The organism is Bacillus nitratireducens, from assembly GCF_001884135.1.
Lineage (GTDB): Bacteria > Bacillota > Bacilli > Bacillales > Bacillaceae_G > Bacillus_A > Bacillus_A nitratireducens.
Window position 1 is genome coordinate 15,214 of sequence record NZ_MAOC01000018.1, and the last position, 25,488, is coordinate 40,701.

The following is a 25,488-nucleotide window of genomic DNA, read 5'->3' on the forward strand; positions in this document are numbered from 1 at the left end:
GCGGTATTTTTGACAAAATGATGAACTTTTATTGTGAGAAATATGAAAAATATGGACAATAATAAAGGGTAAAAACATGATTTGCCCTTTATATGTTTATTATCATCGCTATGTTGTTTAAGTGAGAAGGAGCGAATAGCCGTAAAGCGTATGCGGTTGCCAAGTCTTTCTAATGTAAGGTAAGATAAATTCGAGGTGAAAAAAAGAAATGGAACGATTACAAAAAGTGATTGCGCAAGCAGGTATTGCATCGAGAAGAAAGGCTGAGGAATTAATTCAGCAAGGAAAAGTGAAAGTTAATGGGAAAATAGTGAAGGAGTTAGGAACAAAAGTAACTCCTCAAGATAAAGTAGAAGTAAATAACATCCCTCTTGAAAAAGAAGAACCTATTTATTTTTTACTATATAAACCAACTGGTGTAATTTCGAGTGTATCAGATGATAAAGGAAGAAGTGTTGTAACAGACTTTTTCCCTGAAATCAGACAACGTTTATTCCCAATCGGGCGTTTAGATTATGATACGTCTGGCGTATTATTGATGACAAACGATGGAGATTTCGCCAATGTATTAATGCACCCGAGATATAAAGTTGAAAAAACATATGTTGCAAAAATTAAAGGGCCATTAACAGGTGAGAAAATTCGCATGTTAGAGCGAGGTGTTATGTTAGAAGACGGGAAAACAGCACCAGCAAATGTGAAAATTACTTCTTGGGACAAGCGTAAAGAGACGGCAATTGTACAATTAACGATTCATGAAGGACGTAACCGTCAAGTACGTCGTATGTTTGAAGCGTTAGACTGTAAAGTAGTAAAATTAAAGCGTGAACGTTATGCTTTCTTAGAAGTAGGAAGTCTGCGACCTGGTGATGCGAGAGAATTGACACCTCATGAGGTGAAACAATTACGCGCACTTGCTTCTACAAAGCCAAGATAAGTTATAGAGTTAAAATTTCACCAGTGGAGTACTCTGCTGGTGATTTATTCAATACAACATTTACAGAAGAGAATACATATCATTTACCGAGGAGAGGAGAGGTAATATGAAAAAAAATCGCTTATTATTTCGCGTTATTATTCTGCTCATTTTAAGCGGTGCTGTAGGATTTACACTTTATCAAGGATTCTTTGCTGATAAAGAGAAAATGCAAATTGGAAAAGAAGCACCCAACTTTGTTGTGACAGATTTAGAAGGAAAGAAAATTGAATTAAAAGATTTAAAGGGAAAAGGTGTATTTTTAAACTTTTGGGGCACTTGGTGTAAACCTTGTGAGAAAGAAATGCCTTATATGAATGAACTATATCCAAAGTATAAAGAAAAAGGCGTTGAAATTATTGCGTTAGATGCAGATGAAACGGATATTGCTGTTAAGAACTTTGTGAAACAATATGATTTGAAATTCCCAGTTGCTATTGATAAAGGAACAAAAATCATAGGCACATATGGGGTAGGACCATTACCGACAAGCTTTTTGATTGATAAAGATGGAATAGTAGTCGAACAAATTATAGGTGAACAAACGAAAGAACAGTTAGAAGGATATTTAAAGAAGATTACTCCGTAATAAAGAAAGCCTTTACATAAGAGGTGCTTACCTATAGCGCCTTCGGTTTAAAAATTCTGAGTATTGCGGTAACTCGAGGTTAGAATATACAATAGTACATATAGATACAGGGGCGGTGAGAGTGTTGAAAGAAATTAAGTGTGAATGTGGACATGTTAATCCAATAGGAACTGTTTTTTGTGAAGCTTGTGGGAAACCATTTGAAAGCAATGAAAATATAAAACTATTGGATATGCGCTATGAGGGGAGTGCTCGGAGATCTCTCACGCAAACAAAAACGATAGTTGATAAAATTTGGAGCTTTTTCTCTTCTGTAAAAGTGGGTGTATGGCTCATTGTAATTACTTTAGCTGCATCGGCGATTGGAACTATTTTTCCGCAAGAAATGTACATAACTCCAGGGATTGCACCAGCTGAATATTATAAACAAGAATACGGATTTTTAGGGCAATTGTACTATCAATTAGGATTTAATAATTTATACGGTTCATGGTGGTATATGATTTTAATTGCTTCAATTGGTATTTCACTTGTGATATGTAGTTTAGATCGTGTCATTCCCCTTTATAAAGCTTTAAAGAAGCAAGGGGTGAAAAGACACCCTAGCTTTTTAAAGAGGCAGAGATTATACGGCACTGGTACACCGCAAGATGGTGATTTGGAAAGAGTCCAAATGAATTTAAAGAAAACGAACTATAATGTGAAAGTGGAAGACGGAAACATTTTAGCTGAAAAGGGACGGTTTTCACGCTGGGGTCCATATGTGAATCATATAGGTCTCATTATCTTTTTATTCGGTGCAATGCTCCGTTTTTTACCGAGTATGTACGTAGACGAAGCACTTTGGTTACGTGATGGCGAAACGAAAGAAATACCGGGAACGCATGGTCAATACTATTTAAAAAACGAGAAATTTATAAAGGAAGTTTACGATAAAAGTAAGGACAAGGAAGTTTTTGATGAAGCAATTGACCGTGTAGGTGATAAAATGATTGCGAAAAATTTCCAAACAAATGCTGTATTGTATAAAGCAGTCGGCGAGAATATAGCAGGACAAAAACCGAAACTGGAAAAAGTAAAAGAAGCGGAAATTCGAGTGAATGAACCACTGAAATTTGATCAATTTGCTGTTTATCAGGTGGATTACAAAGAAAGTGAATTTAAAAGCATGTCCTTCCATTTGCAAAACAAAGATAATAATCAAAAGTGGGGACCAATTAAAGTGAATTTAGCAGACCCTACAGAAAAATACGATTTAGGAAATGGGTATTCTCTAGAATTATTAAGCTATTTCCCAGATTTTTATTTTGATGAGAATGGAAGACCAAATACAAAAACGAAATTACCAAACAATCCTGCATTTGTGTTTAAAATGTTTACGCCAGAAACACCAGATGGTGAAGTGAGTTTTGTTGGAATTCAGCAAAATATAGAACCTGATGGAAATAATAAGTATAAAATGTCCTTTGCAGGTGTGGAAATGCAAAATGCAACAGCGCTTACTGTAAGGAAAGATTTAACACTTTGGATTCTTGGTATAGGTGGATTTATATTTATGGTTGGTGTGATTCAAGGTATGTATTGGAATCATCGCCGTATTTGGATACAACGTGTTAATGATGAATGGTGGATTGCAGGCCATACGAATAAAAATTGGTTCAGTTTAAAGAAAGATATTGAAAGAGTACTAGAAGGAACAGCGATTCCACAACCAAACGATAAAATGAATGATAAAAAAATTAGTTAAGGTGGGGAAACGATATGGTGCAAATAAGTAGTAATTTTCTGTTCGCTGCGTTCATCTTATATTTAATTGCAACTTTATTTTTTGGAGGAGCAATTAAAGAAAAGGGTAATAAATGGGCAAATATAGGAATAACGATTACAATTTTAGGGTTTATTGCACAAACAGTATATTTTGTTACAAGATGGATTGCATCAGGGCATGCGCCAGTTAGTAACTTTTTTGAATTCGGTACATTTTTCGGCATGATGCTTGTCGGAGCATTTATTGTCATGTATTTTATGTACCGTGTAAGTATAATCGGATTATTTGCATTACCAGTTGCTCTTTTATTAATTGCTTATGCGAGTATGTTTCCAAGGGAAATATCTCCGCTTATTCCATCTTTAAAAAGTAATTGGTTACATATTCACGTGACGACGGCGGCAGCAGGACAAGCGATTTTAGCAATTAGTTTTATTACGGGCGTAATGTACTTACTGAAGAATGTAGATCAATCGACAAGAAGTAAGCGAACTTTTTGGTTAGAGACAGTAGTATATACGCTTGTTTGTACAGTTGGATTTATTGCAATCACAACGGTATTCTCTAGTATGAAATATGAAGCGAATTTTCAATGGATTGATAAAAATGAACAACAAGTGGAGATGAAGTACAATCTTCCGGCTTTAGTTGGACCGCATGAAGGGAAATTAATGACAGAAAATAAATTAGAGCCAACAGTTGAAGTCCCTGCAATTGTAAATGCGAAAAAATTAAATACTGTTATTTGGTCAGTGTTAGTCGGAACACTACTTTATATTGTATTAAGACTTGTTTTGCGTAAGCGAGTATCAGCGGCACTTCAGCCGTTAGTAAAGAATACGAATAGTGATTTACTAGATGAAATCGGATATCGTTCTATTGCGATAGGGTTCCCAGTGTTTACGTTAGGAGCGTTAATCTTTGCAATGATCTGGGCTCAAATTGCTTGGACGCGCTTTTGGGGTTGGGATCCCAAAGAAGTTTGGGCACTTATTACATGGCTCTTTTATGCTGCGGTATTACATTTACGTTTATCTAAAGGATGGCATGGAGAAAAGTCTGCTTGGCTTGCAGTAATTGGTTTTGCAATCATTATGTTTAACTTTATTGTAGTAAACTTAATTATTGCGGGTTTACATTCATATGCATAGAGAAATAAAATAGGAGAGTGTATGTCACTTTCCTATTTTATTTTTGTCAACTTTTCTTCTTTTTTGAGAAAAACATGACAAAGTAGCGGTCGATTTTGTAAAATGATGTCGAGGACCAAATAGACTGTTCAAAAAAAATACATAGTTTTGGAAAAAAAATGAACAAACTTTATTATTCTTGTGAAGCATAATATGGAAAGTGAAACGTTCAAAAAATATTTTGTTAAATGAGAATAAGTGCAACATTATATTGTAGAAGGGTAGGTGTGAACCGTTGCGCTAAAATGCGTAGCGGGTAGAAATGGAAAATGAATCAAGAATATTAATTGTAGACGATGAGGATCGTATTCGTCGCTTATTGAAAATGTATTTAGAAAGAGAGCAATACACAATTGAAGAAGCAGATAATGGTGATACAGCTTTAGAAATGGCCTTACAAAATGATTATGATTTAATCTTGTTAGATCTTATGATGCCTGGTAAAGATGGTATCGAAGTGTGCAAAGGGGTTCGTGAGAAGAAAGCGACACCAATTATTATGCTGACAGCAAAAGGTGAAGAAGTGAATCGGGTACAAGGGTTTGAGGTAGGAACTGATGATTATATCGTGAAACCATTTAGCCCTCGTGAAGTAGTGCTTCGTGTGAAAGCAGTATTACGCCGTGCTGTACCAACAACATTCTTTACACAAGATACAACGACAAAAGATGTTACTGTGTTCCCTCATTTAACAATTGATAATGATGCACACCGTGTTACAGCAGATGGTAATGAAGTGAATTTAACACCGAAAGAGTATGAATTACTATTATTTTTAGCGAAAGCTCCAGATAAAGTGTTTGACCGTGAGCAATTGTTAAAAGAAGTATGGCAATACGAATTCTTCGGAGATTTACGTACAGTTGATACGCATGTAAAGCGTTTACGTGAGAAGTTAAGTAAAAAATCACCAGATGCTGCGAAGATGATTGTTACCGTTTGGGGCGTTGGTTACAAGTTTGAGGTTGTGAACGACTGATGCTTTGGAGAAGTGTAGTAGGGAAGTTATGGATGACCATATTACTTCTCGTTTCGTTTGTTCTTGGATTTGTTGCGATTTTACTTTCGCAGTTTTTTAGAACATATTATGTTGATATGAGTGAAGCTAGGCTTCAAAAAGTTGCAACTAGTGTTTCAGAGCTAATTGAAGAAGGTGCCGATGTAAAAACGATTGAGAATATCGCGTACAAATTCTCTGATCCACTTTCAAGAATCATTATTGTAGAAGATGGTAAGGAGATTTCCTCTTCTCCGAAACAAGAAGGGTTAGTTACTCTAACAATAGATGATTTAAAAGAAGATAAAGAATTAGCTGCTGTATTTAAAGACAAAAAAGAAATTAAAAATAACATTAGAAAAGCTTCTAATAGCAGGAAGAATAAAAATACTGAAAATGATATTATGATCGTCGGAAAACCGGTGCAATCAAAAAATCAAAGTGCAGTGTTCGTATATGAATCATTACAAGTGCCGATACAAGGTATGGAGAGAACGACTGATTTTATTTTCTTATCGGCTGGGATTGCGATTATATTAACAACCTTCTTTGCGTTCTTCTTATCTACTCGAATTACAGCACCGCTTCGTAAAATGCGTGAGGTTGCTTTTGAGGTGGCACGTGGGAAGTTTGATGCAAAGGCTCCTATGGTTTCTCAGGATGAAATTGGTGAGCTTGCAACGGCCTTAAATCAAATGGGGAAACAGTTGAAGTTTAATATGAATGCTTTGCAGCAAGAAAAAGAACAGTTAGCTAGTATTTTGAGTAGTATGGCAGATGGGGTTATTACGTTAAATCAAGAAGGGGCAGTCGTAGTTATTAATCCACCGGCCGAACATTTCTTACAAGTGTGGCAAGAAGAAAAAGAGATAGAGCTAAGTAAAAAACTACCTTCTGAACTTGTTGAGTTATTCCATCTTGTTGTAGAAAGTGAGCAACAACAAGTTGTTGAAATTAATTTGCAAAAAGGTAACTACGTAGTTCTTATGACGCCGCTTTACAATCAAACGAAAATTCGTGGGGCTGTAGCAGTGTTGCGTGATATGACGGAAGAACGTCGTCTTGAGAAGATGCGTCAAGACTTTATCGCGAATGTATCACATGAACTTCGTACACCGATGGTCATGCTTCAAGGGTATAGTGAAGCGATTTTAGATGATATTGTGCAAACGAAAGAGGAAATTAATGAGTTTGTTCAAATCATTTATGATGAATCCGTTCGTTTAGGTAAGCTTGTAAATGAATTATTAGATTTAGCTCGTATGGAAAGTGGTCACGTAGAGTTACATATTGGTGAAGTAGATATTCATCCATTTGTCGAAAAAATTGGCCGTAAATTCCAAGGGATTGCAAAGGATAAAGAAGTTCAATTAACAGTTGATTTCCAAAGCCCAATTGAACAATATCCGTTTGATGCAGATCGTATGGAGCAGGTATTGACGAATTTAATTGATAATGCAATCCGTCATACAAATGCGGGTGGACATGTTACACTTGTAATTAATACAGAAAATAGTGGCCTTACTTTTGAAGTGCAGGATTCAGGTGCGGGTATTCCAGAAGAAGATATTCCGTTCTTGTTCGATCGGTTCTATAAAGCTGACAAAGCGAGAACGCGTGGGAAAAAGGTTGGAACTGGACTCGGACTTGCGATTGCTAAAAATATTGTTCAAGGTCATGATGGAAAGATTTCTGTATCGAGTGTCGTTGGAGAAGGAACTACATTCTCTGTATATTTACCAAATCGTATAATTTAGATATATATGTTTTTTAAAAGTGATAATGAATAAAAGCTCTACTGTTTTTTATTTTTTTGTAAGTTCAATTAAATAAAGAATGGTAGAGTTTTTTTCTTTAATAATCAGTATGAAAAAGAGAGGTGTCATAATGAAATGAAACTTTATACAAAAACAGGAGATAAAGGGGAAACGAGTGTAATAGGTGGCCGAGTGGATAAAGATCATATACGTGTAGAAGCTTATGGCACAATTGATGAGGCGAATTCTCATATCGGATACGCGCTGTCAAAATTGCAAGAGGAATGTTTTCGTGACATTTATAACGAGCTTGAAAATATTCAACATGAACTATTTGATTGTGGAGGAGATTTAGCAATAGTAGAGAAGAAAATCCCCTATAAAGTAACGATAGAGATGGTCGAGTATTTAGAGAGAAGAATTGATTCTTATACAGAAGAAGCGCCGCCATTAGAACGTTTTATTTTACCAGGTGGTAGCGAGGGATCAGCTGCAATACACATTGCACGTACAGTTATAAGAAGAGCAGAACGTTGTATAGTGTCATTGCAAAAAGAAGGAGAAACCAATGACATTGTTCTAAAGTATGTAAATAGGTTATCTGATTATTTGTTTGCGGTAGCTAGAGTAATAAATGCGCGTTTACAAGTGAAAGATGTGGAATATAACCGCAGTGCACTTGTTTTTCGCAATAAAAAAGAGAAGGAAGTGGAGTAATTCACTTCCTTTTTTTGTATACTTTCTTCTGTAATATCCCACAATAGAGAAGGTATGACGGTTATTAGAAAACGGAGGATGTATATGAAAGCGTTAAAATGTGGCGTGGTGATATTGAGTATATTATTTTCATCTCAATTACATGTTTACGCTGAAGAGAATCAGTGGATATGGCCTGTTGATGGGCAGGTAAGTGATTATTTTGGGACAAGACATGGGAAACACTATGGTATTGATATAGCTGCGTCCATTGGAACGCCTGTTGCAGCTATTCAAAATGGTAAGGTGACAAAGTCTTATTTTTCAAGTAGTTATGGAAATGTTGTGTTTATTAAACATGGAGAATATGAGGCTGTTTATGCGCATTTAAATAAGAGATATGTAGTTCAAGGGGATAATATTTCAAAAGGAGAGCGAATTGGAGAGGTAGGGAATACAGGAGAATCGCGAGGAGCGCATTTGCATTTAGAAGTGCATCAAGGAAGATGGACGATGGAGAAAAGGAATGCGATGAATCCGTTGCTTGTTTTAAATGAACAAAGAAATCAAGTCGTGTCATCATCATTATATGTTGTACAAAAAGGTGATACTTTAGTTAGTATTGCTCGGAGATTTAGTATGACAGTTGAGGAAATCAAAGTGAAAAATGGATTACAACAAGAGCGAATCTATCCGAACCAACAACTATACGTTAAGTAAAGGAAACTTCCCGAAGTATAACTTTTGAATAGATTTTTAAGAATATGATAGTAAATGAATTTATATCGACGTTTCGACAAGAAATGTTGACTTAGCAATAACATACGAAGATAAGAGTAACCTATTCCTAATGAAAAACCGTCCCAAAAAATCTTTTGGGACGGTTTCTTTTACCAAAAAATAAAGACACATATAAATCCAGAAATAGCTAAGTAGCTATATAAGTAAAAGACTTTTGTTCTTGTTTTCTCTTTTGTCCGAAATAGTACGATACTTGGTTCGATTAGACCAATTGTAAGACAAAGTAAACCAAGAAGCATAAAGCCAATTGAAAGAGAATACAGGGCGATTTGTGGTGCTTGAAATGGAATCATCCATTTTAATAAAAATGCAATAAGTGCAGTGTAACAAATGCTACCGATGTATTTATTCAATGGTGTATTAGAACGGAAACCAGGAAGTTTCTTGGAAAAAGGACGGGAAACAACTTCAATTTGTAAAGATGTATGTTCTTCAATTATTTTTTGAGCTTCTTTTCCTTTTTGGAAAAGGGATAAAATCCAGTTTCGCTCACCTTGGAAAATAAATTGAGAAGTTGTTAAATAGTGATCAACTTTTACCTTATTCCAACTCTTCCATGGATGACGCTCACACAATTTTAATTTACTTTCTGTTTTTTTATCGTACTGATAAATACTTATGCCATCTTGGTCAAAAGTAGCGTAGTATGTCTCTCTTGAGAATGTGCCTAGATCAATTGGACAGTAGAAAAGTAATTCTTTTTTCAAATAAAAGTATTCTTTTCTTAAGTTCTTTTTCATTGCTTCTCGAATAGAGTGTCTTTTATCTTTCTTCATGACATTTCCTCCATAACTCAGAAAATGTTCTTATCTTAACAATTCAACATCTTATCACTTTTAACGATATATGACTAGGGGGATTCATAAGAGAAATACCGAATTATAAAGTGAAACTTTAATCAGTGGGGGTTTTTTCCATCCCCCACTGATTATTAGTTGAACCAATCGGGCTTTTACGGGCAGCCCGACTCCTGCCTAACTTCCTCGCATTCGCCGAATTTCGAGGTGGGAGTCTTACTGCCCGTTAATGCGGGATAAAAAATATGGGTTATATTGTAAAATATATTGATTGTATTTTTTGTTATATAAAGTTAATAACTTATTTTTAATAAGTTACACTTTTTTTGTTCACAATACGATCATGTTGTTGTATAATGAAGTGGAAAATAGAATATCGGTCTATCTTCGGGGCAGGGTGAAAATCCCGACCGGCGGTGATGAACAGTTAATAATTTCGTTCTAAGCCCGCGAGCCGTTAAGGCAGGATTTGGTGTGATTCCAAAGCCGACAGTATAGTCTGGATGGGAGAAGATGGAGGTTCAAGCGTTCAAAAAAGATAAGTATTTGAACGTCTGTTTGATGTGCCTTAAAACTCTCCCTTTGTGTAAATCGCAAAGGGGTTTTTTCGTTCTATGAAAAAATAGGCATAGCAGAACCTTTCCACTTTCCATGAGAAGATCGATGGAAAAGGAGAGAGAAAGATGAAACAAAAAAACAGTGTAGTGCAGATGGTGAGTGTAGCGATGCTAAGTAGTATTGCGTATTTACTAATGATGTTGGATTTTCCATTCCCAGGGCTTCCGCCATTTTTAAAAATTGATTTTAGTGATGTGCCAGCTTTAATTGCGGCGATTATTTTTGGACCGATTGCAGGAGTAATTGTAGAAGCGATAAAAAATATTTTACATTACGGGATTCAAGGAAGCTTAACGGGAGTGCCAGTTGGAGAAATTGCAAACTTTATTGCAGGATGTTTATTTATTGGACCAGCAGCTTTCTTATTTAGAAAGTATCGTACTGTAAAGAGTTTAACTACAGGATTAATGCTAGGGACAATTACAATGGCGTTAATCATGAGTGTATTAAACTACATCATCATATTCCCAGCTTACACTTGGTTTTTAAATTCACCAGCTATGTCTAGTGATGCTATAAAAACAACTGTTGTAACGGCAATCTTACCATTTAATTTGATTAAAGGAATTGTAGTGACAATTGTATTTGTAGCGTTGTTCTCACGCCTGAAAGTATGGGTGTTTGCAAAAATGAATAATGCATAAAATATAAAGTGAAACTTTAATCAGTGGGGGCTTTGTTCATCTCCCACTGATTATTAGCCTTCACCAATCGGGCATTTACGGGCAGCCCGCCCCTCACCTAACTTCTTTGCTTTCGTTGAATTTTGAGGTAGGGGTCTTACTGCCCGCAAATAGCGGGATAAAAAAACCATTAGTAGTATGGACTACTAATGGTTTTTTATTAAATAGAATGAAAATAGAAAACAAAAAATACCCCTCATCCATATGAGGGGCATTTTTTGAAGTTAATAAAAGACTATTCGAATTTTAAAGAGTCGCCATCAAATGATTCGTCAGCAACTTTAATTGAGTCAGTTGGACAGCCTTCGAATGCATCCATCATATCTTCAATTAATACATCTGGAATTTCAACAATACCTTGGTTATCGTCTAATGTTACAAATGCAATACCTTCATCATCATAGTCATAAATGTCTGGTGCAGCAGCGCCACAAGCACCACATGCAATACAAGTATCTTTATCAACGATTGTATATTTTGCCATCTTTTTTCCCTCCTAATAATATGTATGTGAAAAGTTCGTCAAAAAATTATAACCTTATTGTAAAACGGTTTTTAAAACTTTTCAACATAAAATTATAATGATAATGCTTATCAATTAGGGTGTCAACTTGTTTTTGAATAATTTCATAAGATTTTCAAAATACTTAAATGTTATTTCGTTTGATACAATAGAATATATACAAGCATGTAGTGTGAATATGATAAGTTAAATGCGATCGTATTGAAAAAGGAATGAAGTTAGACTGAAAGGTGGAAGCGGTAATGCAGCTACAATATACTTTATTATATTGTTTAAAACAATTGAATGGTGAAAGAACCGTTTCTTCGATTTATTATTTGTTAAAAGGAAAGAGATCGTCGCAAACATTACAAGATGGGAATATGTTTCAAATTTCTTTTTTGTTTGGGATTTATAAATCATTAAATAGAGCTGATTATGATCAAGAAGTTGCCAAGTTGTTACAGACGGATTTAGTTCAATCTATAGATGATAATACATACGTGTTAACGACTGCGGGTATCATGCAATTAAACAAATGGGAAGATGAATTTGCCTTTCCGACGTATTTACATGGTTTACACTATGGTGAAATAGGTGAAACGTTTTGGAAGAGATTATCATTAATCGTTCAAACCATTTCGAATATACAACAGGCGAATGCGAAATTTATTCCAATTCAACAGGATACAGAAATAATGATGTGGGTAAAACGTTTTCTCACGGGAATACCATATACGAGAAATGAATTGGCTAAAAGATTGTGGAAGGAGATGGATACTCTTTTACAAAAAAATAATTCAGTAGAAGCGACAATCATAACATATCGGTTAACTGGCTATGAACGTATCGGGTGTACTTTACAACAATTAGCGGAGATTACGAAACAAGATGTATTTCGAGTGTACTTTTTATTTTGGGGTACAATTCATTTCCTTATTCAAGAAGTTCGCAATAAAGAAAATGAATTTCCATTATTAGTTGAAATTATTTCTTATCCAAATGAGAAAGCTGATTTATTTAGCTTATCAACGAAAAAAACATATAATTTTTGGAGACAAGGACGCTCTTTAGAAGAAATAGCGACAATTCGGAATTTAAAGGTTGCCACGATAGAAGATCATTTTGTGGAGATTGCTTTACGAGAAAAAGAATTTTCTATTGAGATGTTTATGGAAAAAGAAAAAATAGAAAAAGTATCAAAAGTAATTGAAGCATTACAAACACGTAAATTGCGTGTGTTGAAGCAAGCGGTTGGAGAGGGGATCTCTTATTTTGAAGTCCGTCTTGTATTGGCACGGATGGAGGGTATTAATGAAGCTTGAGGAATATTTATATAAGTGGTTTGGATATTCTGAATTTCGTCCGGGGCAAAAAGGAGTTATTACGGACTTATTGGAAGGAAAAGATGTTGTAGCAATGCTTCCGACTGGAAGGGGAAAGTCAATGTGTTATCAACTTCCAGGGCTTCTGCAAGAGGGGACGGTGCTTGTTGTATCACCATTATTATCTTTAATGGAAGACCAAGTTACGCAATTAAAGTATGTCGTGAAAAATCGAGTTATTGCATTTAATAGTTTTCGGACGTTAAGTGAAAAAAGAGAAGCGATGAAAAAGCTATCTTTTTATAAATTTGTTTTCGTATCACCAGAGATGTTGCAGTCGGAACTTCTAATAAGAGAATTGAAAAAAATACATATTTCATTATTTGTCGTAGATGAAGCGCATTGTATTTCACAATGGGGATATGATTTCCGGCCAGATTATAAAAAATTAGATAAAGTAATTGAGAGTATCGGATCTCCAAATGTACTAGCATTAACAGCAACTGCTACAAAGGATGTACTGCGAGATATAGCGGAAAGTTTAAATCTAAAAAATATCGCTGAGCATGTGTATTCAATTGATCGTCCAAATATTGCGATGGAAGTGCAATTTGTGGAAACGATAGAAGAAAAAAAAGAGGCGCTTTTTGAGCATATAATGTATTTGCAAGGGCCTGGTATTGTTTATTGCTCAAGTAGGGCCTGGACAGAGCGTTTAACCGAGTATTTAAGAGGAAAAGGAATTACAGGTGTAGCTTTTTATCATGGTGGTATGGAACATGAAGAGCGTATGTTAATTCAACAACAGTTTATGAATGACCAGTTGCAAATTGTAATATGTACAAGTGCTTTTGGGATGGGGGTCAATAAGGCGAATACAAGATATATTATTCATTTTCAATATCCGACAAATGTAGCCTCCTATTTACAAGAAATTGGAAGAGCGGGGAGGGATGGTGAACCGAGTATAGCTATTTTGTTATGTAGTCCATTGGATCATGATTTACCAATTTCAATCATTGAAGATGAATTGCCAAGTAAATCACAAATACAATTTTTATTTTCGTTACTACAAGAAAGAATGTTTCAAACGAAAGTATTACCAATAGAAGATGTAGAAGAAATTTGTTATAATGCAGCAAGATTTAATGAACAATATTGGCGTTTTATCCGTTATCATCTCGAACATCTTGGAATCATACAACAGCGAAATCTTCTGCTAGAGAGCTTGTCAGATGAAATAATGCACAGATTAATAGCGGAAGTGGAAGTAAGACTGCGTAATAAATATAGTGAGCTAGAAAATATGAAGTCATGGATACAAGTTCAAGGATGTAGGCGTGAATATTTATTACAACAGTTCGGTTATAGAAAGGAAAAAGAGATAGAAAACTGTTGTGATTACTGTGGTATTACAAAAATAGATTATAAAAAAAGACGAGCGCAACAGTCAGTTTTCGACTATAATTGGGAAACAGAGTTACAAAAGCTTTTCGGCCTAGGGAAGATGGAGGAATGATGAACATTCAAAGGCAAAATGTTGAAGATATGAGTCCGAGGGAAATAAGACTGAATCTATACATAACACAACTAATTATTATTGGTATCGGTTGTTTATTAGCATACATATTATTTCAAGATAAAAGAGAAGTTTATAGTTTGTGGAAATGGGAACCGATTTCTATACTTGTACTAGGTGGCTTATTAGCGATATGTATTGTGTTATTAGATTATGTTGCAATGCGAGTGTTTCCAGAATCTTGGTTTGATGATGGTGGCATTAACGATAGAATGTTTCAAGGAATCTCTGTCATGCATTTACTCGTTATCACGTTTATTATTGGCTTTGCGGAAGAGTTTTTATTTAGAGGTGTAGTGCAGACTCATTTTGGAATTGTAATAGCGAGTTTAATTTTTGCCGTGTTACATATTCGGTATATAACGAAGCCTTTTTTGTTTTGTTTCGTCTGCTTTATTAGCTTTGTTTTTGGTTATGTATTCGAGTGGACAGGAAATTTGTTTATTACAATCTTTGCACACTTTCTTGTTGATTTTATAATGGGACTCCAATTAAGAAAATAAATGGAAGGTGGTGGTGAACAACATGAGAAAACGAATTCCTGATTTTGAAGAGGAGTTAGAAGTTGAGCGAGTGGAAGAAGATGAAGGTTTACCGCCGCGTAGTGAAATTCGTAGAAATAAAGAGAAAAAACCAAAATTTAAAATGAATCATATTTTCGTCCGAGTTTTAACATTTTTATTCATATTGTTACCTATTAGTATTCTATGGTATACAGATAAATATACACAGGTGAAAAGTGATAGTAATAATGCTGGGAAAAGTGCGTTTGAAGTAATTTTCTTTGATTCAGCTAAGACTGAATCTCAAAAGCAGTCTGAGAAAGTAGCAACTCATATTGTGAAAGATGGAGAAAGTTTAGAAAGTATAGCGAAGCAATATTTCTCAGATGAAAACGGGATGGAAGTAATTAAAAAATATAATGATTTACAAGAAGACGAAGTGAGAGTAGGACAAGAATTAAAAATTCCTATAAAAGATAAGTCTGCGAAGTAAGAGAGCTAGTTAAATGAGTGATATATAATAGCTGCATATAAAATGAAGGACTATACTTTACGAGGAGGGAGAGTAAAAAATATATGACATGGATTATATTATTATGTACTCTCATATGCATTGGTTTTGTATGTCTTCTTGGAATGTATAAAGAAGCGATGCGTAATACTGTGCTGGAACATACATTAGTATTCGAAGAATTTCCGGAAAGTTTTCAAAAAGTTAATATTTTTTTTATTTCGGATATTCATAGAAGGTTCATTTCTAGCTCGCTAATTGAACGAGTAAAAGGGAAAGCAGATATCGTAATTATTGGCGGTGATTTAGCTGAAAAAGGAGTACCTTTATCGCAAATCTCTTTAAATATTCAAAAATTAAGAGAAGTAGCCCCTGTATATTTTGTATGGGGAAATAATGATTATGAAATTGAATATCACGAATTAGATGCTTTATTGTTAGAGAATAATGTGAAGGTATTAGATAATACAAGAGTTGTATTTGAGTCTGAAGTGGGTGAGAAAATTTGCTTGCTCGGTATCGATGATGTTGGATTAGAACGAGATCGTTTAGATTTAGCATTGGCTGATTGTAAAGAAGAAGGTTTTCGCATTTTAATTAGTCACAACCCTGATATAATAAAGAAAATGTCCGGTAAAGAACAAATTTCGCTTGTGTTAAGTGGACATACACATGGAGGACAAATTCGGTTGTTTCCATCTGAAAAACATTTAAAGGGTGGTATATATAAGCATTTTAATATGACACTCTTTGTTAGTAATGGGTATGGAACAACATTGTTTCCTCTTCGTTTTCGGGCACCTTCTCAAACACATATCATTACGTTGTGTGGAGGGAAATAATGCCAACTTCAAATGGAAACTATAATATAAAAGCTGTTTCGAATATACTCGGAATTCAACCGAGTACACTCCGCGCATGGGAAAGACGTTATCATATTATTGCCCCAAAGAGAAATCATGCGGGGCATCGTTTGTATACAGAAGAGCATATTCATATTTTGAAATGGTTAATGAACAAAGTTTCTGGGGGGATGATGATTGGACAAGCCGTTCAGTTATTAGAAGAGAATCGGTTGCAGAACAACATTCAAATAGAAAAAATTACTGATAAAGAAGTTGTTTTAGTGGACGATATACTACAAGCTTTGTTAGAATTTGATGAAATTACAACTTCTGTATTATTAAACGAGGTTTTTAGTATATATTCAACGGAAAAGGTTGTTATAAGTATCATTCTTCAAGTGGCAAACAAGTTGTTAATTTTAAAAAATAATAATGAGATTACAATGTCACAATTCAAATATGTTGTATCATTCTTACAAACACGTCTAGGAATGATTTATCATAATGCATCAGTGTATTCTTCCGTTAACAAAGTTTTCGTTTTAGAAAATAATATATTAAAAGGATTTATTTTCGCGACGTATTTACGAATAAAAGGATATCAAGCAATGTATATGGGGACAAGTTTAGATGAAGAAGGTATTTTACAAGCTATTGAACAATTGCAACCTAAGTATTTGTTTATATCTTTTGATGATGAGCGAGAACTTGAAGAGGCAGTAAGATTTATTGATTTGTTGCAAGCAAAAAATAAAAATCTCTTTGTTGGTTTTATAGGAAGAAAAAGCATTGGGGATCAATTAAATCTTCAAAATATCCTTATTGGTAACACGAAAGAAGAATGGGATGGATGGTTAAGAATGTCAGAATAGTTGTTCGAAAAGAACCATCTATTTTCTATTTCATATAATAAAAATTAGATGCAATGGTTACGTAGGGAGGGTATGAGATGAGACTGGAACGTTTAAATTACAATAAGATCAAAATTTTCCTAACATTTGATGATTTATCAGAACGAGGATTAACGAAAGAAGATTTGTGGAGAAATGCACCGAAAGTACAGCAACTATTCCGTGATATGATGCAAGAAGCAAATAAAGAATTAGGGTTTGAAGCGGATGGTCCGATTGCTGTGGAAGTATTTTCTCTACAAGCTCAAGGTATGGTTGTAATTGTAACGAAAGAAAATCAAGAAGTGGACACAGAAGATGAGTTCCGTGACGAGTTTATTGAAATGCAAGTGACTCTTGATGAAAGTGAACATATACTTTACGAGTTTGCTACATTAGATGATGTAATTAATTTGTCAAATCGCTTATATAACCTTGGTGTAACTGATGGGAAGTTGTATACATGGGATAATCGTTTTTATCTTTGGATAGAAGAAGAAGAGCAATTTCAATTATTAAAGGCAGATTTTATAGCTATTTTAGCGGAATACGGTAATCCGTCAACAGCAACAATTTACCGCATAATGGAATATGGTAAAGAATTAATGGATTCTCAAGCAATTGAACAAATATACAATTACTTTGTGAAAAAGCAAAACCTCAGCTAATGTAACTTAGCTTGAGGTTTTATTTTTATTCAGCTGAAGATTGGAAAATCTAAAATCTATAAAGCGAAGTTTAGGCAACAAGACTAGCCGACCTGTATTTGAAGATTGGATCAGTATTTTTTGATGAAAATAAAAAATATTTAAATATTTAAGTATTTTACTTTTCTAAAAGCAATAAAAGGACTATAATAATAGTGAAAACGCTTGCAACACAAAATAGTTTGTATATATTTGTTAGCGTTTTCTATTGCATTCCAAATTTAACGGTGTATACTAGGCAATGAAGGTTTACTAAACAAGTGAAATTACAGGGGGTTTACTTACTATGGTAGCCGAAAAGGGAACTCAAACGAAAACACAACAACAAGGGGAACAACATTTTGAATTGTTAAATTCAACACAAATTGTAATTAATGAAGCATTAGAAAAATTGGGTTATCCAAACGAAGTATATGAATTATTGAAAGAACCAATTCGTATGATGACAGTGAAAATTCCAGTTCGTATGGATGACGGGACTGTTAAAATATTTACAGGATATCGTGCACAACATAATGATGCTGTTGGTCCAACGAAAGGTGGAATTCGCTTCCATCCAAACGTAACAGAAAATGAAGTGAAAGCACTTTCTATTTGGATGAGTTTAAAATGTGGTATTGTTGATTTACCATATGGTGGAGGTAAAGGTGGAATCATTTGTGACCCACGTGAAATGTCTTTCCGTGAATTAGAAAGATTAAGCCGCGGTTATGTACGAGCAATTAGCCAAATTGTTGGTCCGACAAAAGATATTCCGGCTCCAGATGTATTTACAAACTCACAAATTATGGCATGGATGATGGATGAGTATAGCCGTATCGATGAATTTAATTCACCAGGATTTATTACAGGTAAACCACTTGTATTAGGTGGATCACACGGACGTGAAACAGCGACTGCAAAAGGTGTAACAATTTGTATTCGTGAAGCTGCGAAAAAACGTGACATTGATATTAAAGGTGCACGCGTTGTTGTTCAAGGATTCGGTAACGCAGGTAGCTTCTTAGCTAAATTTATGCATGATGCAGGCGCGAAAGTAATTGCAATTTCAGATGCTTACGGTGCACTACATGATCCAAATGGATTAGATATTGACTATTTACTAGATCGTCGCGATAGCTTCGGTACTGTAACAAAACTATTTAATAATACAATTTCAAATACAGAACTGTTAGAACTTGATTGTGACATTTTAGTTCCTGCTGCAATTGAGAACCAAATTACAGAAGAAAATGCTGATAAGATTAAAGCGAAGATTGTGGTTGAAGCTGCAAATGGCCCAACTACATTAGAAGCAACAAAAATCTTAACAGATCGTGGTATTTTACTTGTTCCAGACGTATTAGCAAGTGCTGGTGGCGTTACAGTATCTTACTTTGAGTGGGTACAAAATAACCAAGGTTACTACTGGACTGAGGAAGAAGTAGAACAACGTTTAGAAAAAGTAATGGTAAAATCATTCGATTCAATCTATGAAACATCACAAGTTCGTAAAGTGAACATGCGCTTAGCTGCATACATGATTGGTGTTCGTAAAATGGCTGAGGCTAGTCGCTTCAGAGGTTGGGTATAATATATAATGTTTTGAGAAAGCGTGATTTCCTTTCGAGGGAATCGCGTTTTTTTGTTGAAGTATTAAATGAGGTGTTGTATATGGGGAATGAAATGATGGAACGGGTAGACCAATTAGAAGAAAAGGTTAAGGTGTTAGAGGGTGAACTTGCAAGAGTTAAGAGAGCCCGAAAGACAAGTATCGTTCGGGTGTTCGGCGAAGGATTATTGTTTTAATATTTGGTGCATTTGTAGTTGGACCAATTATCGCGTTTATATTCACAATTATTACTTGGCTTGTTGAAAAATAGAATAAAAAATAAAAAAAGAACGCTTGTTCTACACGAACAAACGTGCTATACTTTCCTTAGATAAGCAAAACGGAAATGATTTTAAGGAGAGATAAATGATGAAAATGACAGTAGACCAAAGATTTATGATGCCAGCAGATGTTGTAGAACGAGTGGAAGTATTACGAAAAAAACAAAGTAAGCGTGGCACATTATTACAATCGGTAAATAAATTTTTCGGTTTAGATACGAAAGAAGATTGTGTTTGGTTTTACGGTTTTTATGGAGTGGCTGTAAGTATTTTATTATTTATGGTATTCACATCAAATATTTTCGATTTTATCTTCGCATAAGAAATATGCTATAAGGACATTGCTACCGAATACATATAAGGAAGTAAGGTAATTTTCTACAGCGGGAGTTGGTAGTAATGGCGATGTTTCCTATAGAGCGTAACTATATTGGATATGGAAGTTCACGACCGGGAATTCCTCTTTCTAAAGTAAGGTTTATTGTAAGTCATGATACGGGGAATCCTGGTAGCAATGCGATAGGGAATCGAGATTACTTTAATGAAATACAACCGAAAGCTTCGGCGCATACATTTATAGATGACAAAACGATATTGGAAATTGTTCCTATAAATGAAGTTGCGTATCATGTTAGATATGGTGTGCCGACGGATAATGACTTATATGGTTATGATGCGAATAAGGCTGCCATTGGGGTAGAACTTTGTTATGGCGGTGAGGTTAACTTTTGGGAAGCATATACTCGTTTTACGTGGTATCATGCGTATTTATGCCAAAACTTCGGTTTGAATCCGAAAAAAGATATCGTATCACATAAAACACTTGATCCAGCTAGAAAGATTGATCCTGAGAATGTATTAGGGAAACAAGGCATTAAATTTCAGCAGTTTTTAGCAGATGTCTATCGGATGTATGTTTCGTTTAGATGACAAATATATGAAAAATGAATACAATAAAGATAGGTGCCTACTGCTGTAAGTAGGTTTTTTCTTGTTTTTATAAATAGTGTATTGGTAGAAGACTAGGAGTGAGCTGAGTATGCAGAAAGAAACAGCTATCATAATTGGAGGCGGTCCGTGCGGATTAGCAGCAGCAATTTCGTTGCAAAAAGTAGGGATAAATCCGTTAGTAATTGAAAAAGGAAACATTGTAAATGCAATTTATAATTATCCAACTCATCAAACATTTTTCTCATCTAGTGAAAAATTAGAAATTGGTGAAGTTGCATTTATTACAGAAAATCGTAAGCCATTTCGTAACCAAGCGCTCGCGTATTATCGTGAAGTAGTAAAGCGTAAATCTGTACGTGTAAATGCATTTGAACGAGTGGAGAAAGTTCAAAAAGATGGAGAAGTTTTTCGGGTTGAGACGACAAAGCGTGACGGAAGTAAAGAAATATATATCGCGAAATATATTGTTATAGCAACTGGATATTATGACAATCCAAATTATATGAATGTTCCAGGTGAGAAACTTGAGAAAGTAGCGCACTATTTTAAAGAGGGACATCCTTATTTTGATCGAGACGTGGTAGTTATAGGTGGGAAAAACTCGAGTGTAGATGCCGCGTTAGAACTTGTTAAAGCAGGTGCGCGTGTAACGGTACTATATCGCGGAAGTGAGTATTCATCAAGCATAAAGCCATGGATTCTGCCGGAGTTTGAGGCATTAGTACGAAACGGCACAATTCAAATGCATTTCCAGTCTCATGTGAAAGAAATTACTGAACATACATTAACGTATACAGTTGATGATGAGGCATATACAATCCAAAATGATTTTGTATTTGCGATGACTGGTTACCATCCTGATCATAGCTTCTTAACGAAGATGGGTGTTCGGATTGATGAAGAAACAGGGCGTCCGATTTATACAGAGGATACAATGGAAACAAACGCTGAAAATATTTTCATTGCAGGTGTAATTGCTGCTGGGAATAATGCAAATGAAATATTTATCGAGAACGGTAGATTTCATGGGGATGCGATTGCGCAAACCATTGCATCAAGGGAAATATAAAAAGAAGCTGTCGAAATAAACTTCGACAGCTTCTTTTTAATTGTGCATAAACATATTTTGGATTGTTTCATGAGAATTTGTATTCTCTAATGCAACTAATAATTTAATACGTGCTTTTTGAGCATTTAAACCGTATGTGAATACAATACCCATATCTTTTAATTGTTTGCCCCCGCCTTCATACGAATATACATCTTGCACGATGCCGTTGAAACAGCGAGACACTAATACAACAGGAATTCCTTTGTTGATTAATCGTTCTAGACTAGGAAGTGTTCTTGGAGGTAAATTACCTTGTCCAAGTGCTTCAATAACAATCCCGTCTACTGGAAGGTTTTCAATTGCTGCTAACAATGTATCGTCCATACCAGCGTATGCTTTTAGAACAACTACGTTTTTAGAAACCTTATTTACTGAATATGTTTCATGATGTACTAAAGCGTGATGGAATACAACGCCGCGCTTTGTTACCATACCAATTGGTCCATACTGTGGACTCTGGAATGTTGCCACGTTACTTGTATGTGTTTTCGTTACATTTGTAGCGCAATGGATTTCGTCGTTTAATACGACTAAAACACCTTTTTCAGCAGCTTCACTACAGCTAGCTACTTTTACAGCCGATAAGAAGTTATATAGACCATCAGCACCTAATTCATTACTAGAACGCATTGCGCCTGTTACAACGATTGGAATAGTTGCTTGCACTGTTAAATCTAAGAAATAGGCTGTTTCTTCTAATGTATCCGTACCATGCGTAATGACTACGCCATGAATGTTGTCTTGTTTTACTCTTTCATCAATGATGACTTGTAATTGTAACATTTCGCTCGGTGTCATATGAGGAGATGGTAGATGGAAGACATCTTCAACGATTAAATCAACATCGCCTTCTAAATCAGGAATGAATTTTAAAAGAGGATTTTTTTCACCTGGTTGTACGACCCCAGTTTCTTTATCTTCCTCCATTGCAATTGTTCCGCCTGTGTGTAAAACTAGGATTCTTTTCAATGCTTATACCCCTTTCAAGTTGAAAAATACATTTAGAACATAACATGTTTTGAGTAAATTCGACAATGGAAATGTATAAAAGTATGCCTCGAAAATGACAATAAAGTTAGCTACTATATGTACGATGCATAAAATCACGAAACGAAATGTGTAAATATAGGATAGGAGGTAGCAATTACGTTGAAAAAGATGGAGAAAATTTTTATTCGTATATTAGTAATACAATTCATTTGTCTTTGTGTTGTGCAATTGTTATTTATACATAAATCATCAGTGAAATATTTATCGAAAATTGTTTATTACGAAGGTGTCGTCACGAAAAATAGGGCGGAAATCTTACAGGTGAATAAGTAGTTTTCATTTTCTTCTATGGTGGATTATGCTACAATAATTGAGGATTTAATGACGTGAAGCAAATGGGAAGAAGCAGGGGGAGAATACCTGCTTTTCGTTTTGTTTTATAAGTGAAAAATGAGGTGTTACAATGGATAAACGAATTTCGATTGCTATAGATGGTCCAGCAGCTGCTGGGAAAAGTACAGTTGCAAAAGTTGTTGCAAAAAAACTTTCATATGTTTACATTGATACAGGCGCAATGTACCGTGCTATTACATATGCAGCCCTTGAACAAAAAGTGGATATTGAAAATGAAGAAAAGTTAATGGAAGTTGTAAAAAATGTGAATATTGAATTTCAACAAGGGGAAAATACACAACTTGTATTTTTAAATGGACAAGATGTTTCTGAAGTGATTCGTACACCTGATGTGACGAATCGCGTATCTATTGTAGCAAAGCATCGTCTTGTTCGTGAAGAAATGGTACGTCGTCAACAAGAATTAGCTGAAAAGGGCGGCGTAGTAATGGATGGTCGTGATATTGGTACACATGTACTACCAGATGCTGAAGTGAAAATCTTTATGCTTGCTTCTGTAGAAGAAAGAGCAGAAAGAAGACATTTAGAAAATATGAATAAAGGTTTCGATTCTAATTTAGAGCAGTTAAAAGAAGAAATTGCTAGGCGTGATAAATTAGATTCAGAACGTGAAGTTTCTCCTTTGAAAAAAGCTGATGATGCATTGGAATTAGATACAACTTCTTTATCAATTGAAGAAGTTGTCCAAAAAATTATGGGTATTGTTTCAGGAGTATTTGCGAAATAAAGAAAGAGGACTATCCTCTTTCTTTATTTTTTTTGAAATGTAAAGGATACGTGAATTATAAGTCTCTTTTCTTGACAAATGGGCTAATTTGTAAGAAGTTAGTTACAGAGGAAAAAAACTGTCAGAATATATTCGCTATTATATTTCAAATCATACTTTCTTCAAGATGATTTTGCTGTATACTATTTATATAGATTTAATATAGTTTCTTGTGAACTGTATTGAAACAGAATATGTGATGATAAATTCTTAAACATGCAAATGAAAACATTTGTTTTCATTTCGTATATACATAAAAATGCTTTGTCAATTCTGTAGGGAGGTATTTCCATGGTAGAGAAAATGAATGAAGAAGTTATGAATTCAAAAGAATTACAAGTTGGTGACGTTGTTACAGGTTCTGTAACGAAAGTTGAAGAGAAACAAGTTCTTGTAAATGTTGGATACAAAACAGATGGCGTAATTCCAATTAGTGAATTAGCTAACGTTCATATTGAAAAAGCAAGCGATGTTGTAGAATTAGATCAAACACTTGAATTAAAAATTATTAAATTAGAAGAAGATGATCTTGTTTTATCTAAACGTGCTGTTGACGCAGAAAAAGCGTGGGTAGAATTACAAGAGAAATTTAATTCTGGTTATGTATTTGATGTTACTGTAAAAGATATCGTGAATGGTGGATTAGTTGTGGACCTTGGTGTTCGTGGTTTTATCCCAGCTTCACTTGTAGAAGTACATTATGTAGAAGACTTTGCTGACTATAAAGGGAAAACATTAGCGGTGAAAATTGTTGAATTAGACCGTGAAAAAAATCGTGTAATCCTTTCGCATAAAGCCGTAGTAGAACTAGAACTAGATTCTAAGAAAAAAGAAGCCATCTCTTCGTTAAAAGAAGGAGATGTTGTTGAAGGGACAGTACAACGATTAACGGATTTTGGTGCTTTCGTTAACGTTGGTGGTGTGGATGGTTTAGTTCACATTTCACAAATTTCACATGAACGTGTAGAACAACCTTCTGAGGTATTAGAGCAAGGTCAAAAGGTAAAAGTAAAGGTGCTATCTGTTGATGCCGATACACAACGTATTTCTTTATCAATTAAAGCAGCTCAGCCAGGACCTTGGGAAAATGTTGCTGGCGAAATAAAAGCTGGAGATATTCGTGAGGGAGTAGTAAAACGCCTTGTTACATTCGGTGCGTTTGTTGAAATTTTACCTGGTGTTGAAGGGCTTGTACATGTATCTCAAATTGCAAATCGTCACGTGAAAAATCCAAATGAAGTATTGGAAATGGGACAAGAAGTAAAAGTGAAAGTGCTTGAAGTCCATGTAGCAGAAAAACGTATTTCTTTAAGCATAAAAGAAACGCTTGAAGAAAATAATGTAACAGAAGATTATAGCCAATATGAGCCAAATGCTGATTCGGCTACTTTCCAGTTAAGTGATATTATTGGTGAACAACTGAAAAAATTAAAGAAATAAAGAGGGGTACAAGTGGTAAGGGCAAAACGTAAATTAGATCATATTGAATATGCTCTTTCTACTGGTCAGTCTCGTACGCATGGCTTTCATGATATTGATTTTGTGCATCAAAGCTTGCCAAATTCAAGTTATGACACTATAACATGTGAAACAAAAATCGGCGAACTTTCACTAAGTTCGCCGATTTTTATCAATGCGATGACTGGTGGT

General features: G+C 34.9%; 26 protein-coding genes, 2 pseudogenes and 1 riboswitch. Of the genes and pseudogenes, 25 read left to right on the forward strand and 3 right to left on the reverse strand.

From position 1 onward, the window contains the following. Positions 1-208: 208 nt before the first annotated feature. The 8 genes from rluB (at position 209) to BAU23_RS04770 (ending at position 8,693) form a co-directional block, all read left to right on the forward strand. The gene (gene rluB / locus BAU23_RS04735; protein ID WP_000440549.1) at positions 209-937 is read left to right on the forward strand and encodes a 23S rRNA pseudouridine(2605) synthase RluB; all 729 of its coding nucleotides are present in this window, start codon (positions 209-211) and stop codon (positions 935-937) included. 106 nt (positions 938-1,043) lie between these two features. Then, the gene (resA, locus tag BAU23_RS04740) at positions 1,044-1,565 is read left to right on the forward strand and encodes a thiol-disulfide oxidoreductase ResA (RefSeq protein ID WP_000742204.1); all 522 of its coding nucleotides are present in this window, start codon (positions 1,044-1,046) and stop codon (positions 1,563-1,565) included. Between the two features lie 121 nt (positions 1,566-1,686). Beyond that, on the forward strand, positions 1,687-3,312 hold the full coding sequence (resB, locus tag BAU23_RS04745) for a cytochrome c biogenesis protein ResB (RefSeq protein ID WP_000910542.1): 1,626 nt from the start codon (positions 1,687-1,689) through the stop codon (positions 3,310-3,312). A gap of 14 nt (positions 3,313-3,326) precedes the next feature. Next, positions 3,327-4,484 carry a cytochrome c biogenesis protein ResC gene (resC, locus tag BAU23_RS04750; RefSeq protein ID WP_000250068.1) on the forward strand — a complete coding sequence of 386 codons (1,158 nt, stop codon included), beginning with the start codon at positions 3,327-3,329 and terminating at the stop codon, positions 4,482-4,484. A 301-nt stretch (positions 4,485-4,785) separates the two neighbouring features. Continuing rightward, positions 4,786-5,502, forward strand: a complete 717-nt coding sequence (gene resD / locus BAU23_RS04755; protein ID WP_000426861.1) for a DNA-binding response regulator ResD — start codon at positions 4,786-4,788, stop codon at positions 5,500-5,502. Further along, the gene (gene resE, locus BAU23_RS04760) at positions 5,502-7,277 is read left to right on the forward strand and encodes a sensor histidine kinase ResE (RefSeq protein WP_080119866.1); all 1,776 of its coding nucleotides are present in this window, start codon (positions 5,502-5,504) and stop codon (positions 7,275-7,277) included. The genes resD and resE overlap by 1 nt, the downstream gene beginning before the upstream one ends. A 135-nt stretch (positions 7,278-7,412) precedes the next feature. Further along, complete coding sequence (locus tag BAU23_RS04765; RefSeq protein WP_000781249.1) at positions 7,413-7,994, forward strand: cob(I)yrinic acid a,c-diamide adenosyltransferase; 582 nt, start codon at positions 7,413-7,415, stop codon at positions 7,992-7,994. A gap of 84 nt (positions 7,995-8,078) precedes the next feature. Continuing rightward, positions 8,079-8,693, forward strand: coding sequence for a peptidoglycan DD-metalloendopeptidase family protein (locus BAU23_RS04770; protein WP_000645529.1), 615 nt, complete (start codon positions 8,079-8,081; stop codon positions 8,691-8,693). A 170-nt stretch (positions 8,694-8,863) separates the two neighbouring features. Here BAU23_RS04770 and BAU23_RS04775 read toward each other — a convergent pair whose 3' ends face one another. Next, entirely contained in the window at positions 8,864-9,550 is a 687-nt protein-coding gene (locus tag BAU23_RS04775) for a hypothetical protein (RefSeq protein ID WP_000710840.1), read from the reverse strand. Between the two features lie 400 nt (positions 9,551-9,950). Beyond that, positions 9,951-10,090: riboswitch (FMN riboswitch) on the forward strand. Between the two features lie 164 nt (positions 10,091-10,254). On the opposite strand from BAU23_RS04775, the gene BAU23_RS04780 reads away from it, so the two are divergent. Beyond that, positions 10,255-10,833, forward strand: a complete 579-nt coding sequence (locus tag BAU23_RS04780) for an ECF transporter S component (protein ID WP_000810848.1) — start codon at positions 10,255-10,257, stop codon at positions 10,831-10,833. Between the two features lie 274 nt (positions 10,834-11,107). On the opposite strand, the gene BAU23_RS04785 is transcribed toward BAU23_RS04780, so the two are convergent. Continuing rightward, positions 11,108-11,356, reverse strand: coding sequence for a ferredoxin (locus BAU23_RS04785; RefSeq protein WP_001151994.1), 249 nt, complete (start codon positions 11,354-11,356; stop codon positions 11,108-11,110). Between the two features lie 281 nt (positions 11,357-11,637). On the opposite strand from BAU23_RS04785, the gene BAU23_RS04795 reads away from it, so the two are divergent. The 12 genes and pseudogenes from BAU23_RS04795 to BAU23_RS04850 all read left to right on the forward strand — a co-directional run bounded on the left by BAU23_RS04795 (position 11,638) and on the right by BAU23_RS04850 (position 21,626). Beyond that, entirely contained in the window at positions 11,638-12,699 is a 1,062-nt protein-coding gene (locus BAU23_RS04795; RefSeq protein WP_016129020.1) for a YpbB family protein, read from the forward strand. Further along, a complete protein-coding gene (locus tag BAU23_RS04800) occupies positions 12,689-14,218 on the forward strand; it encodes a RecQ family ATP-dependent DNA helicase (protein ID WP_000762983.1) in 1,530 nt (509 codons plus the stop codon). The genes BAU23_RS04795 and BAU23_RS04800 overlap by 11 nt, the downstream gene beginning before the upstream one ends. Continuing rightward, complete coding sequence (locus BAU23_RS04805) at positions 14,218-14,781, forward strand: CPBP family intramembrane glutamic endopeptidase (protein WP_001025786.1); 564 nt, start codon at positions 14,218-14,220, stop codon at positions 14,779-14,781. The genes BAU23_RS04800 and BAU23_RS04805 overlap by 1 nt, the downstream gene beginning before the upstream one ends. Positions 14,782-14,803: 22 nt before the next feature. Further along, positions 14,804-15,274, forward strand: a complete 471-nt coding sequence (locus BAU23_RS04810) for a LysM peptidoglycan-binding domain-containing protein (RefSeq protein WP_001231537.1) — start codon at positions 14,804-14,806, stop codon at positions 15,272-15,274. Between the two features lie 83 nt (positions 15,275-15,357). Beyond that, positions 15,358-16,134, forward strand: coding sequence for a metallophosphoesterase (locus tag BAU23_RS04815; protein ID WP_071733672.1), 777 nt, complete (start codon positions 15,358-15,360; stop codon positions 16,132-16,134). Next, positions 16,134-17,009 carry a MerR family transcriptional regulator gene (locus BAU23_RS04820; RefSeq protein ID WP_001143289.1) on the forward strand — a complete coding sequence of 292 codons (876 nt, stop codon included), beginning with the start codon at positions 16,134-16,136 and terminating at the stop codon, positions 17,007-17,009. The genes BAU23_RS04815 and BAU23_RS04820 overlap by 1 nt, the downstream gene beginning before the upstream one ends. Positions 17,010-17,086: 77 nt before the next feature. After that, positions 17,087-17,695: a genetic competence negative regulator gene (locus BAU23_RS04825; RefSeq protein ID WP_001235405.1), complete on the forward strand. Its 609-nt coding sequence runs from the start codon at positions 17,087-17,089 to the stop codon at positions 17,693-17,695. 325 nt (positions 17,696-18,020) lie between these two features. Then, on the forward strand, positions 18,021-19,307 hold the full coding sequence (gudB, locus tag BAU23_RS04830) for an NAD-specific glutamate dehydrogenase (RefSeq protein WP_000225168.1): 1,287 nt from the start codon (positions 18,021-18,023) through the stop codon (positions 19,305-19,307). 80 nt (positions 19,308-19,387) lie between these two features. Next, positions 19,388-19,596 (forward strand): annotated as a pseudogene (locus BAU23_RS04835) (hypothetical protein). A gap of 95 nt (positions 19,597-19,691) precedes the next feature. Continuing rightward, positions 19,692-19,928, forward strand: a complete 237-nt coding sequence (locus tag BAU23_RS04840; RefSeq protein WP_071733675.1) for a DUF3961 domain-containing protein — start codon at positions 19,692-19,694, stop codon at positions 19,926-19,928. Positions 19,929-20,005: 77 nt separating this feature from the next. Then, positions 20,006-20,536 (forward strand): peptidoglycan recognition protein family protein, encoded by a 531-nt coding sequence (locus BAU23_RS04845; protein WP_001240649.1) that lies wholly within the window; start codon positions 20,006-20,008, stop codon positions 20,534-20,536. A gap of 109 nt (positions 20,537-20,645) precedes the next feature. Next, a complete protein-coding gene (locus tag BAU23_RS04850; protein WP_001168498.1) occupies positions 20,646-21,626 on the forward strand; it encodes a YpdA family putative bacillithiol disulfide reductase in 981 nt (326 codons plus the stop codon). A 36-nt stretch (positions 21,627-21,662) separates the two neighbouring features. Here BAU23_RS04850 and ansA read toward each other — a convergent pair whose 3' ends face one another. Beyond that, entirely contained in the window at positions 21,663-22,637 is a 975-nt protein-coding gene (gene ansA / locus BAU23_RS04855) for an asparaginase (RefSeq protein WP_000822015.1), read from the reverse strand. Positions 22,638-22,817: 180 nt separating this feature from the next. On the opposite strand from ansA, the gene BAU23_RS30115 reads away from it, so the two are divergent. From BAU23_RS30115 to BAU23_RS04870, 4 genes and pseudogenes are all read left to right on the forward strand, one after another. Next, the gene (locus BAU23_RS30115; protein ID WP_000738046.1) at positions 22,818-22,991 is read left to right on the forward strand and encodes a YpfB family protein; all 174 of its coding nucleotides are present in this window, start codon (positions 22,818-22,820) and stop codon (positions 22,989-22,991) included. Positions 22,992-23,121: 130 nt separating this feature from the next. Then, a complete protein-coding gene (cmk, locus tag BAU23_RS04860) occupies positions 23,122-23,799 on the forward strand; it encodes a (d)CMP kinase (RefSeq protein WP_000361260.1) in 678 nt (225 codons plus the stop codon). Between the two features lie 330 nt (positions 23,800-24,129). Beyond that, positions 24,130-25,278 (forward strand): 30S ribosomal protein S1, encoded by a 1,149-nt coding sequence (rpsA, locus tag BAU23_RS04865; RefSeq protein WP_000229578.1) that lies wholly within the window; start codon positions 24,130-24,132, stop codon positions 25,276-25,278. Positions 25,279-25,290: 12 nt separating this feature from the next. Next, positions 25,291-25,488 (forward strand): annotated as a pseudogene (locus BAU23_RS04870) (type 2 isopentenyl-diphosphate Delta-isomerase); the annotation flags it as partial.

Excerpts from the sequence above, each read along its gene's own strand:
- BAU23_RS04805 (WP_001025786.1), top strand. The coding sequence starts at position 14,218 with ATGAACATTCAAAGGCAAAATGTTGAAGATATGAGTCCGAGGGAAATA.
- BAU23_RS04820 (WP_001143289.1), top strand. The coding sequence starts at position 16,134 with ATGCCAACTTCAAATGGAAACTATAATATAAAAGCTGTTTCGAATATA.
- rluB (WP_000440549.1), top strand. The coding sequence starts at position 209 with ATGGAACGATTACAAAAAGTGATTGCGCAAGCAGGTATTGCATCGAGA.
- BAU23_RS04770 (WP_000645529.1), top strand. The coding sequence starts at position 8,079 with ATGAAAGCGTTAAAATGTGGCGTGGTGATATTGAGTATATTATTTTCA.
- BAU23_RS04845 (WP_001240649.1), top strand. The coding sequence starts at position 20,006 with ATGGCGATGTTTCCTATAGAGCGTAACTATATTGGATATGGAAGTTCA.
- BAU23_RS04800 (WP_000762983.1), top strand. The coding sequence starts at position 12,689 with ATGAAGCTTGAGGAATATTTATATAAGTGGTTTGGATATTCTGAATTT.
- BAU23_RS04780 (WP_000810848.1), top strand. The coding sequence starts at position 10,255 with ATGAAACAAAAAAACAGTGTAGTGCAGATGGTGAGTGTAGCGATGCTA.
- BAU23_RS04785 (WP_001151994.1), bottom strand. The coding sequence starts at position 11,356 with ATGGCAAAATATACAATCGTTGATAAAGATACTTGTATTGCATGTGGT.
- resC (WP_000250068.1), top strand. The coding sequence starts at position 3,327 with ATGGTGCAAATAAGTAGTAATTTTCTGTTCGCTGCGTTCATCTTATAT.
- BAU23_RS04840 (WP_071733675.1), top strand. The coding sequence starts at position 19,692 with ATGATGAAAATGACAGTAGACCAAAGATTTATGATGCCAGCAGATGTT.
- resE (WP_080119866.1), top strand. The coding sequence starts at position 5,502 with ATGCTTTGGAGAAGTGTAGTAGGGAAGTTATGGATGACCATATTACTT.
- BAU23_RS04815 (WP_071733672.1), top strand. The coding sequence starts at position 15,358 with ATGACATGGATTATATTATTATGTACTCTCATATGCATTGGTTTTGTA.
- BAU23_RS04765 (WP_000781249.1), top strand. The coding sequence starts at position 7,413 with ATGAAACTTTATACAAAAACAGGAGATAAAGGGGAAACGAGTGTAATA.
- cmk (WP_000361260.1), top strand. The coding sequence starts at position 23,122 with ATGGATAAACGAATTTCGATTGCTATAGATGGTCCAGCAGCTGCTGGG.
- gudB (WP_000225168.1), top strand. The coding sequence starts at position 18,021 with ATGGTAGCCGAAAAGGGAACTCAAACGAAAACACAACAACAAGGGGAA.
- BAU23_RS04795 (WP_016129020.1), top strand. The coding sequence starts at position 11,638 with ATGCAGCTACAATATACTTTATTATATTGTTTAAAACAATTGAATGGT.
- BAU23_RS04810 (WP_001231537.1), top strand. The coding sequence starts at position 14,804 with ATGAGAAAACGAATTCCTGATTTTGAAGAGGAGTTAGAAGTTGAGCGA.
- BAU23_RS04775 (WP_000710840.1), bottom strand. The coding sequence starts at position 9,550 with ATGAAGAAAGATAAAAGACACTCTATTCGAGAAGCAATGAAAAAGAAC.
- resA (WP_000742204.1), top strand. The coding sequence starts at position 1,044 with ATGAAAAAAAATCGCTTATTATTTCGCGTTATTATTCTGCTCATTTTA.
- rpsA (WP_000229578.1), top strand. The coding sequence starts at position 24,130 with ATGGTAGAGAAAATGAATGAAGAAGTTATGAATTCAAAAGAATTACAA.
- BAU23_RS04825 (WP_001235405.1), top strand. The coding sequence starts at position 17,087 with ATGAGACTGGAACGTTTAAATTACAATAAGATCAAAATTTTCCTAACA.
- BAU23_RS04850 (WP_001168498.1), top strand. The coding sequence starts at position 20,646 with ATGCAGAAAGAAACAGCTATCATAATTGGAGGCGGTCCGTGCGGATTA.
- resD (WP_000426861.1), top strand. The coding sequence starts at position 4,786 with ATGGAAAATGAATCAAGAATATTAATTGTAGACGATGAGGATCGTATT.